This window comes from Chryseobacterium sp. G0162 (assembly GCF_003815715.1).
GTDB lineage: Bacteria > Bacteroidota > Bacteroidia > Flavobacteriales > Weeksellaceae > Chryseobacterium.
The window spans coordinates 1,867,049-1,887,500 of record NZ_CP033922.1; the positions used below are offsets into that span (position 1 = coordinate 1,867,049).

At 37.2% G+C, this 20,452-nt stretch carries 10 protein-coding genes, 2 tRNA genes and 5 rRNA genes (1 of these 17 only partly in view); 2 read left to right on the forward strand and 15 right to left on the reverse strand.

The annotated features are described in order from the left end of the window. Positions 1-84: 84 nt before the first annotated feature. From EG344_RS08600 to EG344_RS08610, 3 genes are read right to left on the reverse strand one after another with little or no spacing between them, the layout of a single operon-like run. Positions 85-912, reverse strand: a complete 828-nt coding sequence (locus tag EG344_RS08600; RefSeq protein WP_123909105.1) for a carboxypeptidase regulatory-like domain-containing protein — start codon at positions 910-912, stop codon at positions 85-87. 17 nt (positions 913-929) lie between these two features. Beyond that, positions 930-1,739, reverse strand: coding sequence for a hypothetical protein (locus EG344_RS08605; protein ID WP_123858882.1), 810 nt, complete (start codon positions 1,737-1,739; stop codon positions 930-932). A gap of 3 nt (positions 1,740-1,742) precedes the next feature. After that, positions 1,743-2,489 carry a carboxypeptidase-like regulatory domain-containing protein gene (locus EG344_RS08610; protein ID WP_123909106.1) on the reverse strand — a complete coding sequence of 249 codons (747 nt, stop codon included), beginning with the start codon at positions 2,487-2,489 and terminating at the stop codon, positions 1,743-1,745. A gap of 182 nt (positions 2,490-2,671) precedes the next feature. Between EG344_RS08610 and EG344_RS08615 the strand changes: the two genes are divergently transcribed. Together EG344_RS08615 and EG344_RS08620 are read left to right on the forward strand one after the other, a co-directional pair. Then, positions 2,672-5,812, forward strand: coding sequence for a UvrD-helicase domain-containing protein (locus EG344_RS08615; protein ID WP_123909107.1), 3,141 nt, complete (start codon positions 2,672-2,674; stop codon positions 5,810-5,812). Positions 5,813-6,244: 432 nt separating this feature from the next. Beyond that, the gene (locus EG344_RS08620; protein ID WP_123909108.1) at positions 6,245-6,628 is read left to right on the forward strand and encodes a hypothetical protein; all 384 of its coding nucleotides are present in this window, start codon (positions 6,245-6,247) and stop codon (positions 6,626-6,628) included. 60 nt (positions 6,629-6,688) lie between these two features. Here EG344_RS08620 and EG344_RS08625 read toward each other — a convergent pair whose 3' ends face one another. The 12 genes from EG344_RS08625 to EG344_RS08680 form a co-directional block, all read right to left on the reverse strand. Next, on the reverse strand, positions 6,689-7,198 hold the full coding sequence (locus EG344_RS08625; protein ID WP_105704292.1) for a ferritin: 510 nt from the start codon (positions 7,196-7,198) through the stop codon (positions 6,689-6,691). Between the two features lie 127 nt (positions 7,199-7,325). Next, positions 7,326-7,772, reverse strand: a complete 447-nt coding sequence (locus EG344_RS08630) for a hypothetical protein (protein ID WP_123909109.1) — start codon at positions 7,770-7,772, stop codon at positions 7,326-7,328. A 180-nt stretch (positions 7,773-7,952) separates the two neighbouring features. Continuing rightward, complete coding sequence (locus EG344_RS08635; protein ID WP_123909110.1) at positions 7,953-8,984, reverse strand: hypothetical protein; 1,032 nt, start codon at positions 8,982-8,984, stop codon at positions 7,953-7,955. 140 nt (positions 8,985-9,124) lie between these two features. Next, positions 9,125-11,776 (reverse strand): 4-alpha-glucanotransferase, encoded by a 2,652-nt coding sequence (locus EG344_RS08640; RefSeq protein ID WP_123909111.1) that lies wholly within the window; start codon positions 11,774-11,776, stop codon positions 9,125-9,127. Between the two features lie 140 nt (positions 11,777-11,916). Continuing rightward, positions 11,917-13,086: a T9SS type A sorting domain-containing protein gene (locus tag EG344_RS08645; protein ID WP_123909112.1), complete on the reverse strand. Its 1,170-nt coding sequence runs from the start codon at positions 13,084-13,086 to the stop codon at positions 11,917-11,919. A gap of 534 nt (positions 13,087-13,620) precedes the next feature. Then, positions 13,621-13,728: ribosomal RNA gene (rrf, locus tag EG344_RS08650) — 5S ribosomal RNA — on the reverse strand. A 145-nt stretch (positions 13,729-13,873) separates the two neighbouring features. Beyond that, positions 13,874-16,632: ribosomal RNA gene (locus tag EG344_RS08655) — 23S ribosomal RNA — on the reverse strand. Positions 16,633-16,829: 197 nt separating this feature from the next. Beyond that, a tRNA-Ala gene (locus tag EG344_RS08660) sits at positions 16,830-16,903 on the reverse strand. Between the two features lie 87 nt (positions 16,904-16,990). Further along, positions 16,991-17,064 (reverse strand) — tRNA-Ile (locus EG344_RS08665). 214 nt (positions 17,065-17,278) lie between these two features. Then, positions 17,279-18,795, reverse strand: a 16S ribosomal RNA gene (locus EG344_RS08670). Positions 18,796-20,127: 1,332 nt separating this feature from the next. Further along, positions 20,128-20,235, reverse strand: a 5S ribosomal RNA gene (gene rrf / locus EG344_RS08675). A 145-nt stretch (positions 20,236-20,380) separates the two neighbouring features. Beyond that, positions 20,381-20,452 (reverse strand): 23S ribosomal RNA (locus tag EG344_RS08680) (it continues 2,687 nt past the right edge of the window). The 16S, 23S and 5S rRNA genes sit together here with 2 tRNA genes alongside, the layout of an rRNA operon.

Here is a 20,452-nt window from a genome sequence, read left to right on the forward strand (position 1 = left end):
TGTGAATTTGATTTGATTATGAGTTTATTGCATCAATTTCCATTCCAATATTTTAAGATTTATTTAACATTAAAAAAAATTGAGTTATCGATGACTATTCTTTAGTCTTTCAATGAAAAGTGGGATCACCTCTTCCATTCTCAACATAACACCGGACAAATTTCGGGCTTTTACATACGTACGAACCTGAGGCTTGGCTACAAATGAAAATTCTATAAACTCCGAAATTTTATCAGCAGGTATTCCAGCCTTAACAAAATAATCGTCCTCTACCCTGCTCCGAACCCAGGCAATATGTTCCTGGAGGTCATCATATCTATATTGTCTTTTCTGTTTTCTGGCTTTTCCACTGATTAGGTCGTACACTCCCTGTACATTGAGGTTTCCTAATAATATAGGTAAAAGAACACTTTTCACTTCTGCCGGCTTTTCCCGCATCTTTCCAACGGGCTGCGGAAGTCCCACGGATTGTTTCACCTGCTCTCCTTTATCTACTTTAGCGACAACTCTTGAATCCTGCTCGAGATCACCTGATAGTTTTTTTATAATTTTTACCTCGCCAACATCTTTGGGTATCTGGAAAAGTGTTATCAGTAATTGAGCATTAATTCCATCTGTAAGAACTCTTCTGGAAACTCTCGTGAAATCTTCTTTTACAAACCTCAATTCGTCATTAGGATTAGCTTCAATAGAAAACATTCCCTCTGAATTGGAATATACTTTTTTATCTGTAGACATATTGACAATAGTTACTGCATTTAAATTTCCTCCGTTGTCATCAATAATCCGCCCCGTTACGGTCTGCTGGGAAAACAAAAGATTACTGCACAATATGACAAGGAAAAGAAAACTTTTTTTCCAATATACACTTACAATATTTTTTAGGTTATGATCCAATTGTTCTTTTATCATTTAAAAATACCAATATTTTATTTGGCATCAAGCTTATTCAACTTACGATATTCTACAAAGGCAGTTTTTAATTCAAATGCCAATACCTCCTTATTGAAATCTTTTCTGAATTTTTTGGAAAGTTCTCTCGTATTTTCCGCATAAATGAGAAATGCATCAATCTGCTCATCTTCCATCCCATATTTTCTCAGGAAATCTAAATTAACGTCATTTTTAAGTTGTACCATGAAATCCTGAAATTCCAGATAGTTTGCCTTTGTAATTTTAGGTTTTGTTGCATTCGTAAACAGATTTATTGCTTTACCAATAATACCTAAGACATCTACTTGCCCTGCTTTAAAATCATGTCCGGTAAAGGTTTTGGAAATAGATTTATCAGGCAAGGGCTCTGCTAAAGGACTTTTCATATATTTTGACATATCCGATTTTAAAGACCTTAATTTTTGAGACTCATTAAGGCGCTTACTATCCTTTTCCAGGTTTCCTGTAGGCTTGAAAGCAATTTGTACTTCCGGAATTTGAATCTCCGCTTTTGAGAGCACCATTAGCACAGGAGTATTGAAATCTTCTTTTAAGACCTTCTTACTGGCACGATAATATCCTTCTTTTACAGATCTTATTTCATCATTTTCATCGGCATCTATTACAAATTTCCCTGAAGAATCGCTCAGTACAGAAATATTTTTCGAAACATTAATGATTAATACCGGATTAATATTGTTATGAGTGTTATCAGTAACAAATCCCGTTACTTTTTGCTGTGAGAACAATATTCCTGATAGGAGAGAAAGGATAACACACAGACTGGTTTTGAATATGTTTTCCATAGATTATCTTTGAGGCTGTGGAGCGCGATAAGAAGAAATTCTTGTCAGAACAAAACGTTGGAACCTGTTCAGGTCAGCATCACTGCAAAATCCATATTTGAGGATTTTTTTCCTTTCAAAACCACCTGCTAAAACATAAGAAATGAAATGATTAATCAATGGTTTTTCTATTTTAAGATTGGTGAAATAATTATCTCCAAGACTTGCATGAATATAATTCATTAAATCAATATCATCCCATTTGTCATTAACTTTCCCAATGAAAAATCCTTCTCCTTTCGGTTGTACAAATTCCCCAGGTTTTGCAGCAAGGATTCTCGGATCTGATTTTTGTGCAATATAGCGGCTCATCTCTATCTCCAGCTTTTGAACTTTTTTAGGTTTATTGTAACTTCTTGAATCTATTTTTAAATTCCCGGTAAGCCCCTGCTTAACCTCCACTTCAGGAATCTGAATGGTTGATCGAATAAGGCTGATGTTCATCGGAGACTGTACATTTTCCTGAGAAACATTTTTCACAACTCTGTCATATCCGGCTTTTATAAATCGTAATTCATCACCTGGTCTCCCGGAAATCATGAAATGACCATCTTCGTTTGAGAATGCCATTTCATCAGTTCTGATATTTACGACAGTGACATCTTTCATTTCTGCACCGCTCTCAGAAACCACCTTTCCAAAAATATAGCTTTGAGCATTGGAATGTATGAAGAAAATCAGAGATAGAAAAAGGAGTAGTTTGAATTTCACGGATTATTTTTTATAGAGCAAAGCTAAAATTATTTTTGTATTGAAACATAAGTTTAACCACCGTTAACGCCTTTTAGTATTTCTTGCTGCCTTTTGGTCGCGAAACTGTTAAATAGGCAGATTGAATTGTTAAATTTTCTTTTAAATTTTAGCTAACTTGCAGTCTCAATTCTCCTTCAACAATGCAAAATTCTTATACAGTTATCAATGCTTCAGCCGGATCCGGGAAAACATATGCCCTGGTTCAGCGACTTCTGATGATCTGTCTCCGCTATCCTAATCAACAGCAATCGATCAGGAATATTCTCGCTTTGACCTTTACCAATAAGGCTGCCAATGAGATGAAGGAAAGAATTTTGTCCTGGCTTGGAAATTTTGCTGCCAGCGATTATGCAGGGAATGCTGATCTTAAAAACATTCAGAAAGCTTTTGAAGAGCAGGGATTAAAAATTACTATTGATGATTTGCATCATCGTTCAAAAAGGCTACTGGATCATATTCTTCATAACTATTCCACTTTGAATATCGGAACGATTGACCGCTTCAACTCAAGGTTGGTAAGAAGCTTTTCCTATGAATTGGGATTGGCAAAAAATTTCAACCTGGAAATTGAAGCAGAACCATTTCTCATTGAAGCGGTTGATAAAATGTTGGATCAGATTGGAGAGAATGATACGATCTCTCATTCTTTTATGGATTATGTGGATTACAGCCTTGAGAATAATGAAAGGATTAATCTTAACAAGAACCTTTATGATTCGGCAAAAGAGTTTGTAAAGGATATTCACTATGAGCATCTGAAAAGCAATCAGAGTTTTGATGATACGAATTATGAAGACATTAAAAATGCACTTCGTAAAGAGATTGTCCTTAATAAGAAACAGGCTGCAGAGCTTGCTACCAATTCTATTGAGTTATTTAAATCAAGAAATATTGAGATTGAAGATTTTGCACAGGGAAAAAACGGAATTGGAGGCTTCTTTACCAAGGTTATTGATTTTTACCAACAGAAAAGAGCTGGGTTTCCTTTTCCTACTACAGCGGAAGAATCGGTCATCAATAATTACAGAAAAGGAGCCTCTTCAAAGTCCAAACACAAAGAATCTGAAATTTTTGAGATTCTGGACCGGCTTATTGAAAACAGGATGAAGCTAATTCTTCTGTACATTGAAACCCAGAAGAAGGAAAAGATTTTATCTGCGCTGCTTCCTTTAAAAGTCAATAAGGATATTCAGGATGAACTTAAAAAGATTGAGGAAGAGAATGATCTTGTTCTTCTTTCAAAATTTAATATCCTTATCAATGAAAATCTTAAAAACGAGCCGTCGGCCTTTATCTATGAAAAAGTAGGGGCACAATTTCAGCATTATTTCTTTGATGAGTTTCAGGATACGTCAGAATTACAATGGCAAAACTTTGTTCCACTAAGAGATCATAGTGTTTCCACCGAATATACTTCTTTTACTCTGGTAGGAGATCCTAAACAGAGTATCTACAGATTCCGTGGCGGAGAAAGTAAGTTGATGCTGGATATTATCAATAAAAAGGAGTTTTCCCCCAAGGAAGCGGATCTTCTTGTTCTTAAAGACAACTGGAGAAGTGCCAGAAATATTGTACACTTTAATAATGAGCTCTATCAGTACCATTCTCTGGAACTGGAAGAGGAGCATCAAAATATTTTCGGGACGGATGCCGAACAAACACCAAAATCGAAGATTGACGGGCGGGTAAAAGTAAATCTGATCGAAAATCTTACCAACGAAGAGTTTTATGATGATACCTCAGAGAGCATGCGGAAAGATATTCAGGAATGTCTGGATAATGGATTTAAGTTCTCAGATATTACAATTCTATGCCGAGGAAATTTTGATATTTTCAGCTATTCTCAAAAACTGGGAAGCTTAAAAGTAACCTATCATGGTGAGGAAACCAATATTAAAACCATTTCTGATAAAGGTCTTACCCTGGAGCTTTCTAATACTTTGAAAGCGGTCATTGAGTTTTTAAGATGGGAAATCAATCCGAAAAATAAGCCTTGTCTTATTATGATGATGTATTATCTGAATACATTAGGAAAAATTCACATGGCAGATTTCACGCTTGAAATGAAGGAAATTCTGGATATTGAAGGTCATGAGGAAATACTTCAGTTTATCCAGCAGAAATATTCGCTACAGTTGAAGCAGGATCATTTTCCAAGATTCAATTTGTACAATTTTATTGAGTATTACATCAATGAGTTTTCAGTAGAAAATAAGGAAACAGACTTCCTGTTGAACTTTTTGGAAATGCTTTTCAACTTTACTCAAAATGCGGGGGCAAGTACCAAAGAGTTTTTAAAATACTGGGATGAAGAAGCATCTTCTTATACCATTCAGGCTTCGGAAAATATTGATGCCATTCAGATTATGACGATCCATAAATCTAAAGGGCTGGAGTTCCCTATTGTTTTCATTCCTATGATGAATAAAAACCGGGATAGTGAATTTACCAATTGGTTTGAAACGAATGAGAGTGATGCTTTAAAGTCAGTGAACATTAACCAGTTCAGTAAAAACCTGGAAGTTTATGATGAGGAAATTCAAAAATTCAATAAAAAGAATTCGTATAAAAATTTGATTGACAGGTTGTGTTTACAGTATGTAGCAACCACTAGACCTGTTGAGCAGTTATTTTTCTATCTTCAAAAAGCTAATAAAACTTCGAATAATCTCGAATTGTTAGAATTTATTCAGACCAAGAACACTGAAAATTCAGATTCATTTGATCTGTATGAAGTAAAACCTGAAATGCTTAAAAAGTATTCTAAGACAAAGACATCTTCTTTTAAAACTCAGAATATTCAGAATCTGAAAAATGTAAATGAAAAAAGTACTTCCATCAAAATTGCTACTCCGTCAAAAAATTATCAGGTACGAAACGAGAAAGTAAGGATCGGGCTTTTTGTACATGAACTTTTATCTAAGATCAATACTAAAAAAGATATTACGAAAGTATTGGATGGCTATGCTCTGGAAGGCCAGATTACCCTAGAAGAGAAGAACGAAATACAGATCACTTTACAGGAAATTGTAAAAACATATTCTGAATTCTTTGATGAAAAGTGGGAAGTTATCAATGAAAAAGATATCATGATCTCTGAAAATGGGGAAAGCCATATTTCAAGACCTGACCGTATTCTCAAAAGTGAAGAAGGCTATATCATTGTGGATTTTAAAACCGGTGAAGAGAAAGGCAAGGATGAAGAACAGGTACAGGGATACAAAAATATTCTTGAAAGGTTGGGTAAAAAAGTTCTGAAAACACAGATCATTTATCTGTAAATTTACTTCTATTTCAAATATCTCTTTGAATTACAATAAAATATCATTAAAAATATACGTTAAAATATCCGGAACAATAGATTAAGCTGTATCTTTCACCCTATAAAAAAACTGCTGGAAAATGTAAAATAATCTTTACCCTTAAAAACTAACACAAGTATTAATGATATAACCATGAAAATTTATTTTATCTCATTTTTAATAAGCGTCATTATGATGGCCTTATCCGGAATTGTCATATTTAATATTCTAGATTATATTGATCCTCCTGTAACCAAGGATGGTCTTAGGTATATGCCTACAGAAAGTATAGTAAAATCTTTTTTTTCTAGTCTTATAATAGGAGCTATAGCTTTTATTACAGCTATCAGAATACAGAGATTAAGGCAGAAAAAATAAGCCTCTATAAATCAGAAACAGCACAAAAGGCTTATGTTAAAAAATTGTATCATTAAAAACTGGAAGATTGTATTCAATATTCAATGGATAAGCCTCAGTATTTTCATTGCTTTAGCTGCTATTTATTATTGGGATAAGGCAGCTCATGTTTATTTTAACAGAAGTCTTGAAACCATTAATTTCCAAAGTATATTCTCTTTAATTATGACCTGGCTCTTCGCTTTCTTTGCAGTCATTACGTTCGTATATCCTTTACTCTTACTGGTACAGATCTTTTCGATCCGACATGAAAAAGGGAATGGTAAAAAATTGATTCTATTATCTCTTTTATATCTGCTGAGTATTGCTTCCCTGTTTTCATTATATAGTATCAACAGTAGTCATGCAATAAAAGCTACTTGCCTTTCATTATACTAAAAAATAAAAACCGCTATCATAAAGAATAGCGGTTTTATATTGTTAAAAACTTTTCGGGATTTAAGCAGTTGTATTAGGAGTAAATACTCTCTGTGATAATTCCTGATCAAAAAGATATAAAGCAGATGGATTATCACATACCATTTTGATTTTTGTTACATACTGAGAAGCACTCGCTTCTTCTTCTACCTGTTCGTTAATGAACCACTGTAGGAATGATGTTGTCGCAAAATCACCCTCTTCATTGGCATTTTTTACAATATTGAAAATACTTTTAGTTACAATTTTCTCATGTGCCAACGCCTTTTCAAAAATATCTGTTGCGTTTTCGAACTCATGTGGAGGTTTTGGAATCTCTCCGATGATAATTTCTCCCCCAACGTCATTCAGATAATCAAACATTTTATCGGCATGCATTAATTCTTCTTTGCTTTGTACTCTGAAGTAATTTGCAATTCCATCCAGGTCCTTTCCTGAAAACCATGCAGACATTGAAAGATAATATTGAGCGGCGTATTGTTCGTGAGCAATTTGTTCGTTAATTAATTTTGCAATTTTTTCGCTAACCATAAGTATTAAATTTATAGTCAAAAATAGGGAATAAAAGCCCGAAATCAAAAGTTTTACAGAAAATTAATACAAAAAGGATGGAAAAAATTCCATCCTTTACACATTAAAAAATTAAAATTATAAACGGTTATTTTACATCAGGAGTAGCTGTATTCATCGGCTTTTTCATCATCTTTCTATCCTTCATTGCCATTCTTTTCTGCTCCATTTTAGCTTTTCTGTCAGCCTGCCATTTATCATATTGTTCAGGAGTTAGGATCTTCTTCATATCAGCATCCATTTGTGTTCTTTTGGCCTTCATTTCCTCCATTTTAGCCTGTCTTGCCTCTTTATTTTTTGCAAAATCGGCTTTCATTTCTGCTTTTCTTTTTTCATGTAATGCTTTTACCTGCGTTACCTGTGAAGCATTAAGGTTAAGATCTTTTTGCATCTGTGCAAGATGCTCCTGTTCTTTTTGTTGCATTTTCTGCTGCATTTCTGCTCTTTTTGCTTCCCTGTCCTGTGGAGTTGTCTGTTGTGCCATTGCAAAACTACCCATTCCGATAAATGCTATTGCTAAAACTAATTTTTTCATCTTTTTAAAATTTAATTAATTGTTATTATACCTTTTTGATTCACTATTAAACCATAAGTTAAATTAACATATTCATAAATAATGTTAAATTTTAACTAAAATAAATTAATAATAATGCAAAAAAAAAGGACAGATTATAAAAACCTGCCCTTCACACCACTTAAATATAATATATGAAAATTAATTCCTTACCAAGCTTCCTCTAAAGCCTCCACTGTTACCACGACTTGGTGAAGAATTTTCAGATTTTTGTTGTCTGAAACCACCGCCGTTTCCTCTGAATCCACCATTATTTTCTCTTGATGGTGCAGGAGCTGCTTCCCGTTTTGCTTCATTATTTCCTCTAAATCCACCGGAGTTATTTCTAAAACCGCCTTTATCAGAATTTCCTCTGAATCCTCCATTGTTGTCAGAGTTTCCTCTGGAACTACCAGAATTATTATTTCTGAAACCTCCGTTATCTGAGTTTTCTCTAAAGCCTCCTGAATTATTATTCCTGAAACCTCCGTTATCTGAGTTTCCTCTAAAACCTCCTGAATTATTATTTCTGAAGCCTCCGTTGGATCCTCCTGAGTTTCTGAAACCATTATCAGGTCTACTGCTTCCTCTTACAATATCAAACGTAGGATTATCAACTCTTCTGAACCTTGAGCGATCTACTCTGTAAATATTAATGTTCACATTTCGATACCTTGGCATTACAGCATATCTCGGAACATAATAAGTCCTTCTGTAATTCTGGAAGTAAACAATTGGATTTGCTCCTCTGTAATAATTATTCTGGAAAACAACGAAAACCCTTGGCCCCATAATTCTTTCCAATGCATAGAATCTATCGTAATACCATCTGTCCGGATTATATCTGTAGAAATTATCCCAGGCTGTAAAACTCGCATACAGATTATTCAGTCTCATGATCTGATCTACCTGCCAACGGGTTAATCTGTTTTGAACAAAGAACCCGTTCCAATCGATATTAATAATACTGTTTCTGTAGTCATTATAATAGCTTTGGTAATAATCACCTGGATAATAGTCCTGAGGATAGTTATAATAATAATCATCAGGGAAATAATTTCTGTCATCTTCATCGCCGTAATAGCCATTTCCATTCTGATAATAACCATCATCACCCCAACCATTATTCGGATACTGTTGAGCAGACGTCAAAACGCCCAACCCAAAAGTTAATCCCAAAAATATTTTTTTCATCTTTATAGTCGTTAATTGGTTAATATATAGCAGAATATCTTAATTCTATCTTTTTGATGCAAATAAAAAAAAGAAGTTAAATCCTAAGATTAAACTTCTTTTTAAAATACATATAACTAATTGAAAATCAATAGTTAAATTTACATCCTGCCACTATCTTTTATCCAGTAGGCTATTTTTTCATTGAACATTTTCTGGTTCTTGAGGTCTTCCAGCTTTATATGCATTCTATAACGCCAATAATGTGGAAATACGGCAGGATTATTAATCCTTTCATTATCCATTTTAGGATTGGTAAGTCTTGCATCCGTAGCCATAAATTCCTGAATCGGGAAAATAGCCAACATAGATTCGTTATATAAGTGCTGCTTCATAATGATCTCAGCCAGTTCTGGAGATAATTCTTCAGGAGCTTTTCCGTATTGAACTAATTGTTGATTAAAATATTTTTGAGTCAAAGCCTTATCTTCTTTCCACCATTGCCTCAAGGTAGAGCTGTCATGGGAAGAAGCAGTAACCACATTCATATAACTAGCATATCTTGGATCGTAGAATGGAATATTCTCTGCTGGCATACGCTGAACTTTCAGAGCAATAATAGCCAGTTCATCCATTACAATCGGCACACAGGCAGGAACCATACCTAAATCTTCACCACAAATCAGCATTTTTGTAGCATTCAGGATAACAGGGAGTTTCTCCATTGCTTTTTCGTACCATAGATGATCCTGTCTTCTGAAAAAATAGTCGTGGTACAGATCATAAATACTTTTCTGTTCAGATTCCGGAAGATATTGATAAGACTCTGTATTATACACATTAAACCTTGGATGATATACTGTTACTCCTTTTCTTTCTTCCGGTAAAAACAAAACATTAGCACAAAGAGAAATCAATTTTTCCTCCAGGGGACCATGTGGTTTCTTCTTAAAGAAATCTACCAGCTTTCTTTGGGTATCAAACTCTTCTTTAAAGAAATAGGTTCCATCTTCTTTACGATCCATAAATACAAGAGCTTTTCCACTATCTCCTGCAAAATATTTCCATAAAATTTCATTGTTGATAAATGGCTTACAGTACCTGTCAAATTCAAATGGAATCTGCCAGGCCTTAAATTCATCCGCAACGATAGGAACAGCAGGATAAAAATATCCTAAAATTCCCTGTACGGCAGAAATAGGCATTCTCCATATTCTAAAGAAACCTAAAATGTGATCGATTCTCATAGCATCAAAATACTGCTCCAAAGCCTTGAATCTGTTTTTCCACCATCTGTAATCATCAGCCTTCATGGCTTCCCAATTATATGTAGGGAATTCCCAGTTTTGCCCAAGCTCTGTAAACTGATCCGGTGGAGCTCCTGCCTGGAAATCCATACCAAATAGTTCAGGCTCCGTCCATGCTTCAACAGAATATCTGTAAATTCCAATTGGAAGATCTCCTTTTAAAGAAACTCCAAGACTGTGCGTATAATCTACAGCATCTTTCAGTTGTACATGAAGTTGGTATTGTACCCATGCATGAAGCATTGAAAGATCATAGTCTTTACTTTTTGTTGTAAAAAACTGTGAGATTTTTCCAGCAATATATTTTTTATGAGTTTTCCACTCATTGAAATTAGGAGTTTTGTATTTATCCCTTAAAACACAGAATGCAGAATAAGGAACCAACCAGTGTTCATTATCTTTGATAAATTTCTTAAAGTTTCTGTCCTTATAAATCTTTTCTTTTTCTGCATGGAAAATAGCTTTCAGATATTTCCATTTCCCTTCGATCATTTTTTCATAATCGATAAGATCAAGAATGTTTAAAGCCTCTTTATCAGTGTTATACTCTTTAACTAATTCTTTCGGTAAAGAGAAATCAAGTTTTTCTAAGGAAATATATTGGGGATGCAGAGCATATACAGACACTGCTGCATAAGGATAAGAATCCGTCCACGAATAATTCGCTGTAGTATCATTAATAGGAAGAATCTGGATAATTCCAAGGTCCGTTTCCTTTGTCCAGTCTGCCAGTTTTTTGATGTCTGAGAACTCTCCTACTCCAAATCCTTCATCACTTCTTAAAGAAAATACAGGAACGGCAACTCCCGCATCGTGATACATCTGATACCCTTTAAACCTGAAATAATGGTTGGATACAATCTGTAAAACATCTGGCAGCGGATTAGCAATTGTGAATCTGTTTTCACCGGTTTCTACATCTATTACCCTATTTTCTTTCGTATCATAAATACAATATTTAAACTGGATGAATTCATTCTCGGGAATTTCAACAGAAACTTCCCACAAACCAAAATCAGTCTGATACAAAGGTACAACTCTATTATAATCCCAGTTTCCTAAAGAAGCTGTGTTTCCAAACAATACGATTCTCCAATCCTTATTATAAATAGGAGCCTCCAGTCTGAATAGATGAGTATGTTTTTTTAAGATTGTGGATTTCTCCGGACTAAAGTCATGTAACTTGTTGTGAAGAATTTTATTATTTAAATAATTCTCTGGAAAGTTTTTATTATTCCATTCATCAAAAATGATAAACTCCTTATAGTTATGCGGGAAATTAAGATGATGCTGAACAAACTCGTCTCTTAAAACATTTCCTTTTTCATTAACAACTCTGTATTGATAGGAAATGGATTTTGAAAAATAATCAACTTCACATTTCCACAAACCATTCTCTGCACAAAACATCGTATGGATATGAGCCGCAGCACCTTCTTCACGAATGACCAACTGCAGATTTTCTCCAGCTTTTACAATATATCCTACATTAAAGTATAGCTTCATCTATATTTTTTTATAAAAGTACATTTTAATATCGAAAAATAAAACTTGTTGAATATCAAATAATCATTAAAAAACCTTCTCAAGAAGATTGAAAAGGTTTTTATAATAAGTCTAATTTTATAGATACCTTTTGGGGTGAATTATTCAGTGATAAGAATTTTCTTATTTAGTATTACTTTTCCTGATTCATCAGATAAACTTATAATATAAGCTCCGTTAATCAATCCTCTAAAATAAACCTTCTGATCCATTGCCCCATCTTTCACAGACAAACTTTGACTCATTACATTTTTACCGGACATATCAAAAACATTCATTTTGATGTTTCCTTTTACATTCTTATTATTAACATGAACATTTACAAACTGTTCATCTACTCTGGTAGGATAAATATCCAGGTTCGTTAATGCTTTATTATTTGAAGAAACCCTGTCATTCACAAAATATTTACTGGCCAAATCATAAATATGTAGATTCTCTTCACCAGGTAGCTGTTTGGCCTGTAAATTAGCAAGATCCACTTCATATAAAGGAGCTCCTTTAGCACTTGCTATCACTACCTTTCCCTGCGCATTTACTGCAGAACCATTCACAGAATAGTTATCCGGAATCCCCGCAATCTTACCAACAAATTTCGCCTTTAATTCTTTAGGAGATACCTTGAAAACATTTCCTGAAGCAGCAAAAATATAGAAATTATTATCCGAATCAGTAACCATATCTCCTCCAAATCCTGTTTCTATTCTGGTAAATGAATTTTTACCGTTAGAAGGATCATCCTTTATGATTCCCAGATCATTAACTACATATTGTCCTCCCTTTCTACTAATTTGTAAAAGCTGTGTTCCTGAATTATTAATAGCATAAATATTTCCATCATAGCCCGTAGCCATTCTCGTAATATGAGAATTAATATCACATGATGTTACTCTGACAACATTATTTTCTACTAAGGTAATTTCTTTAGTCTGAGGATTCAAAACATAAATATTAGACGAAAACATAGGCATATACACCAGATTATTATTAGATGCATCATAAGCCAATGCTGCCATTGTCACTGCTTGGGAATTATTGAAGGAATTTTTATCCTCAGTTACTTGCCCTCTTCTTGTTTGTGAAATAACTTTTGTAGAGGAATCAGATGTAAAAATCTTCTCACCCGAAGTCCCGTTCATTACATCCATTACACGGAAATCACTGAAATTAATAGCTTCGGTATCTTTTCCTGTAATAGCAAAAAAATCCTGCTGAGCATGTGCATTCACACCTAACAACAGTAGAAATAGAGGGAATAAATGTTTTTTCATAGATTGTATATTTTAGATTCGTAATCATTTTAATATGACTAAGTTACACAATTTACCCATTAGAAAAACAAAAAAAAACAATCATTTAAACAAAGTTTACAACAAATAAACCAAAATGATAAAAGAATGTTAATTACAAATAAGTAGAATCTAGTATGAAATTAGTAAATACTCTAAGGTATTTCAGGAGCTTAATCCTGCTCTCCACTCATACTCCTCGCACCTATGCCTATGCCTTACCCTACGCCTAACCCAAGGGCCAACTCATGCTGTGGGGTAACCGTTCCTATCAGGGCTAGGAAAGAGGTATGAATAATCAATAATGGGACAATCTATAATGACCAATATATTGAGTAAAACTAAATACTATTTGTATTCTATACAGCCAATATTCAATAGAAGTGGGGATATTACTCATTGCTTATTACTCATTACTTATCACTAATTGTTTATTTCATTTATTGTTGGGATTTGGGTATAGAGCAAAAAAAAGTCTCATACATAATTGTATGAGACTTTTAAAAATAAAATAAAAACTGGCGGCGGCCTACTCTCCCGCGTTAGCAGTACCATCGGCGCTGGTGGGCTTAACTTCTGTGTTCGGAATGGGAACAGGTGAGCCCCACCGCTAAAACCACCCTAAAGGTTGTATATAAGATGTCAGATGCAAGACATCAGATGTCAGACGAATTTGTCTGATATCTGAGATCTAATCTCTGATATCTGTTTTAAGCGATAAAAACTTTCACAAAGAGCTAACCTTGCTGCACTTTCGTGCGCCATATCAGGCTATAAATCTACGGGTAATTAGTACTACTCGGCTATGACATTACTGTCTTTACACCTATAGCCTATCAACGTGGTCATCTCCCACGACCCTTAAAAGATGTCTCATCTTGAGGCGAGTTTCGCACTTATATGCTTTCAGTGCTTATCTCTTCCAAACGTAGCTACTCAGCAGTGCACCTGGCGGTACAACTGATACACCAGAGGTTTGTTCAATTCGGTCCTCTCGTACTAGAATCAAGCCCTCTCAAACATCTAACGCCCGCAATAGATAGAGACCGAACTGTCTCACGACGTTCTGAACCCAGCTCGCGTGCCACTTTAATGGGCGAACAGCCCAACCCTTGGGACCTTCTCCAGCCCCAGGATGTGACGAGCCGACATCGAGGTGCCGAACCTCCCCGTCGATGTGAGCTCTTGGGGGAGACTAGCCTGTTATCCCCGGAGTACCTTTTATCCTATGAGCGATGGCCCTTCCATACGGAACCACCGGATCACTATGTCCTGCTTTCGCACCTGATCGACTTGTTGGTCTCACAGTCAAGCACCCTTATGCCATTACACTCTACGCACGGTTACCAAGCGTGCTGAGGGTACCTTTGAAAGCCTCCGTTACTCTTTTGGAGGCGACCACCCCAGTCAAACTACCCACCACGCAATGTCCTTCTAAAAGAAGTTAGGCTCCAAGTAAGTAAAGGGTGGTATTTCAACGTCGGCTCCACAGACACTAGCGTGCCCACTTCATAGCCTCCCACCTATCCTACACATTACTTACTCAAAGTCAATACGAAGTTATAGTAAAGGTTCACAGGGTCTTTTCGTCCCATTGCGGGTAATCGGCATCTTCACCGATACTACAATTTCACAGAGCTCATGGTTGAGACAGTGCCCAGATCGTTACACCATTCGTGCAGGTCGGAACTTACCCGACAAGGAATTTCGCTACCTTAGGACCGTTATAGTTACGGCCGCCGTTTACTGGGGCTTCAGTCAATGCCTTCGGTTTAACCCTAAGCACCTTCCTTAACCTTCCAGCACCGGGCAGGTGTCAGACCCTATACTGCATCTTTCGATTTTGCAGAGTCCTGTGTTTTTGATAAACAGTCGCCTGGGCCTCTTTACTGCGGCCACCATTGCTGATGGCGTCTCTTCTCCCGAAGTTACGAGACTATTTTGCCTAGTTCCTTAACCATGATTCACTCTAGCACCTTAGGATTCTCTCCTCGACTACCTGTGTCGGTTTTGGTACGGGTTGCTTCACTTCGGCTTTTCTTGGAAGCACTTTCCCTACAGCAGCTTCGCCCGAAGGCTAGGCCTTGACTATTCCGTCAGTCTCCAGTAAGTACGGCACTCCGTCCCCTTTTTAGTGTGAGCAAGTATGGGAATATTAACCCATTGTCCATCCACTACCCCTTTCGGGTTCGCGTTAGGTCCCGACTAACCCTCAGCTGATTAGCATGGCTGAGGAAACCTTAGTCTTTCGGTGAGCGGGTTTCTCGCCCGCTTTATCGTTACTTATGCCTACATTTTCTTTTCTATCCGCTCCACAATACCTCACAGTACTGCTTCGGCGCAAATAGAATGCTCTCCTACCAGATGTATTCTAAAATACAAATCCATAGCTTCGGTAATATGTTTATGCCCGATTATTATCCATGCCGGACCGCTCGACTAGTGAGCTGTTACGCACTCTTTAAATGAATGGCTGCTTCCAAGCCAACATCCTAGCTGTCAATGCAGTCCAACCGCGTTGCTTCAACTTAACATATATTTGGGGACCTTAGCTGTTGGTCTGGGTTCTTTCCCTCTCGGACATGGACCTTAGCACCCATGCCCTCACTGCCGTAGAACATTTATTAGCATTCGGAGTTTGTCAGGAATTGGTAGGCGATGAAACCCCCGCATCCAATCAGTAGCTCTACCTCTAATAAACTTATATACGACGCTGCACCTAAATGCATTTCGGAGAGTACGAGCTATCTCCCAGTTTGATTGGCCTTTCACCCCTACCCACAGGTCATCCGAAGACTTTTCAACGTCAACCGGTTCGGTCCTCCACTCTGTGTTACCAGAGCTTCAACCTGCCCATGGGTAGATCACAAGGTTTCGCGTCTAATCCTACTAACTATGCGCCCTATTCAGACTCGCTTTCGCTCCGGCTCCGGTACTTAATACCTTAACCTCGCTAGTAAAATTAACTCGTAGGCTCATTATGCAAAAGGCACGCCGTCACAGCTTAATGCTGCTCCGACCGCTTGTAGGCGTACGGTTTCAGGTTCTATTTCACCCTTCTATTCGAAGTGCTTTTCACCTTTCCTTCACAGTACTTGTTCACTATCGGTCTTTCAGGAGTATTTAGCCTTGGAGGATGGTCCCCCCATATTCAGACAGGATTTCACGTGTCCCGCCCTACTCATTTATCACTTAAATATGCCTTTCATATACGGGGCTATCACCCGCTGCGGCTGTTCTTTCCAGAACATTCTATTAAACATATAAAAGCTTTTGGGCTAATCCGCTTTCGCTCGCCACTACTTACGGAATCTCTTCGATTTCTTTTCCTCCGGGTACTTAGATGTTTCAGTTCTCCGGGTTTGCTCCTCTTACGAGGTGACTGGTCTTCAACCAGCCGGGTTGCCCCATTCGGACATCTGCGGATCAATTCGTGTGTGCCAATCCCCGCAGCTTTTCGCAGCTTACCACGTCCTTCGTCGCCTCTGAAAGCCTAGGCATCCGCCATACGCCCTTAACGATTTCTTTCCTAATATTAAATTAGTTCAGTATTTTTTGATAAACTCTCGTCTATCGATATTTTTATAAACTCGGCACTCGAAAGTGCTCGGTTATCTCTTTGTGATGTCTTTACCGTTAATGTCAATGATCTTTATCTATTTCTGATCTAATTCGCAAATATTGTTTTTGGCTCTATTTGCTTTTTTAAAATTAAACCATCGATGTGGAGAATAAGGGAGTCGAACCCTTGACCTCCTGCGTGCAAGGCAGGCGCTCTAGCCAGCTGAGCTAATTCCCCCTCTAGTAGACTTCAGATTTTAGATCTCAGATTACAGACTTTATTGTCTGACATCTGATGTCTTATATCTTCCCGTCTTATAATTAGTAGTCTCGGGCAGGCTCGAACTGCCGACCTCTACATTATCAGTGTAGCGCTCTAACCAGCTGAGCTACGAGACTTCATTATTAATTTTAAATTTTAAATTGAAAATTTTAAATGATTCTTTAAATCTAAAATCTATAATTTATAATCTAAAATCTCTCTATCCCTTTACTAATTTCTAGTGGGTTTTGTATTTTTAATATAATCAACCAAACAAAAAACTAAAGCTTGAACTTTAAGTAAGTTCTGTATCTTGCGATACTATTTTTTTTATCGTCTAACGACGCTCTAAAATGAGATGTTCCAGCCGCACCTTCCGGTACGGCTACCTTGTTACGACTTAGCCCTAGTTACCTGTTTTACCCTAGGCAGCTCCTATTACGGTCACCGACTTCAGGTACCCCAGACTTCCATGGCTTGACGGGCGGTGTGTACAAGGCCCGGGAACGTATTCACCGCGCCATGGCTGATGCGCGATTACTAGCGATTCCAGCTTCATAGAGTCGAGTTGCAGACTCCAATCCGAACTGAGACCGGCTTTCGAGATTTGCATCACATCGCTGTGTAGCTGCCCTCTGTACCGGCCATTGTATTACGTGTGTGGCCCAAGGCGTAAGGGCCGTGATGATTTGACGTCATCCCCACCTTCCTCTCTACTTGCGTAGGCAGTCTCACTAGAGTCCCCAACTTAATGATGGCAACTAGTGACAGGGGTTGCGCTCGTTGCAGGACTTAACCTAACACCTCACGGCACGAGCTGACGACAACCATGCAGCACCTTGAAAAATGTCCGAAGAAAAGTCTATTTCTAAACCTGTCATTTCCCATTTAAGCCTTGGTAAGGTTCCTCGCGTATCATCGAATTAAACCACATAATCCACCGCTTGTGCGGGCCCCCGTCAATTCCTTTGAGTTTCATTCTTGCGAACGTACTCCCCAGGTGGCTAACTTATCACTTTCGCTTAGTCTCTGATTCCGAAAAACCAAAAACGAGTTAGCATCGTTTACGGCGTGGACTACCAGGGTATCTAATCCTGTTCGCTCCCCACGCTTTCGTCCATCAGCGTCAGTTGTTGCTTAGTAACCTGCCTTCGCAATTGGTGTTCTAAGTAATATCTATGCATTTCACCGCTACACTACTTATTCCAGCTACTTCAATAACACTCAAGACCTGCAGTATCAATGGCAGTTTCACAGTTAAGCTGTGAGATTTCACCACTGACTTACAGATCCGCCTACGGACCCTTTAAACCCAATAAATCCGGATAACGCTTGCACCCTCCGTATTACCGCGGCTGCTGGCACGGAGTTAGCCGGTGCTTATTCGTATAGTACCTTCAGCTACTCTCACGAGAGTAGGTTTATCCCTATACAAAAGAAGTTTACAACCCATAGGGCCGTCGTCCTTCACGCGGGATGGCTGGATCAGGCGCTAACCCATTGTCCAATATTCCTCACTGCTGCCTCCCGTAGGAGTCTGGTCCGTGTCTCAGTACCAGTGTGGGGGATCACCCTCTCAGGCCCCCTAAAGATCGCAGACTTGGTGAGCCGTTACCTCACCAACTATCTAATCTTGCGCGTGCCCATCTCTATCCACCGGAGTTTTCAATAAAAAACGATGCCGTCTCTTATATTATGGGGTATTAATCTTCCTTTCGAAAGGCTATCCCCCTGATAAAGGCAGGTTGCACACGTGTTCCGCACCCGTACGCCGCTCTCAAGATCCCGAAAGATCTCTACCGCTCAGCTTGCATGTGTTAGGCCTCCCGCTAGCGTTCATCCTGAGCCAGGATCAAACTCTCCATTGTATGTTTGTCTGACTCACTCAAAGTTTTTTAACGCTTTAGTTTTTCCTTACTTGGTTGTTATATTGTATGTCAATGATCTTTATATCTTTCGCTTTTCAACGAAGCAATCTTTCTGTCAGTGTCGCTCCGTATTTGCGAGTGCAAAAGTAAAACTTTATTTTGATTCGACCAAATGTTTTGAAAGAAAATTTTAAAGTTTTTTAAGTAACCTTAATCTCTTTCCTAACCCTCAATCCCTCTACTCCTGCGCTCCCTTAATTGGGACTGCAAAGATACAAACTTTATTTTAACTCGCAACTTTTAAATCCTAAAAATTAAAAGTTTTTTTTTCGTCTGTCTCTTTCGTAAAGTATAATGTTTATGCTTATTTAAAAGCTCTTCTGCGCTTACTGAATCCCTTTCGTTTTTCAGTGGGGCAAAGATAGAAACTTCATCCATTTCACGCAAGTTTATTTAACATAAAGTTTACACCCATAAAGCAATTGTGAATAAGTATACCGTTTAACTTACTGGTTTATTTGTATTTAAATGTAAGTTTATACTTATCCACAATGTGGATAGATAATCTGGAGTTGCCAAAAGAAAACCTGAATAAAACCATATATCGCATTATACATTTAAAATTCGAAATGCAGATTTATAATATGGTGGATACCTGGAACCTGGAAACACGTGATTTTGTAAAAAATTATTTGGAGATAATATGATATCTATGAAGGATAGTGAATAATGAGTGATTGAAAATATCTGAAACTAGTCGTTATAATAATTCTAAATAGAAGTATTATAGGCTAACAGAAAATAAAGACAATATCAACTGACAATGATTGAAGACTTTTCAAAGAATTTTAAGAAGATCACACTGAATTTTGATGGAAAGCCTTCTATCATGAATCATGAGTAATCTATAATGAGTAATAAATGATGAGTATTAGTATAATACTTCAGTTTATCAGCAACTTTCTCCCTTTGTCATTCTGCAGGGATCCAAAAGAGCATTATCCATAATTATTATACTACTATGTTTACTATTAAAAATAAAAGTATTATAACTCTTTTTACGTTATGGGTAAAACTCCTTACAGGATAATAAATACGGTAAGATAATCAGAAGTAATGGTATCAGGAATATATTCGACAGAAAGAATAAAATGCAACATGATAGAAAAGAATGAACTGTTAAAAGCAATTCGTTAATAATGGTCCTGATTACCCATTACTCATCATTCATTGCTTATTACCCATTACTTATCGATTCTTGTTTTGCTGTGGAGTATAGAGCAAAAAAAAGTCTCATACATAATTGTATGAGACTTTTAAAAATAAAATAAAAACTGGCGGCGGCCTACTCTCCCGCGTTAGCAGTACCATCGGCGCTGGTGGGCTTAACTTCTGTGTTCGGAATGGGAACAGGTGAGCCCCACCGCTAAAACCACCCTAAAGGTTGTATATAAGATGTCAGATGCAAGACATCAGATGTCAGACGAATTTGTCTGATATCTGAGATCTAATCTCTGATATCTGTTTTAAGCGATAAAAACTTTCACAAAGAGCTAACCTTGCTGCACTTTCGTGCGCCATATCAGGCTATAAATCTACGGGTAATTAGTACTACTCGGCTATGACATTACTGTCTTTACACCTATAGCCTATCAAC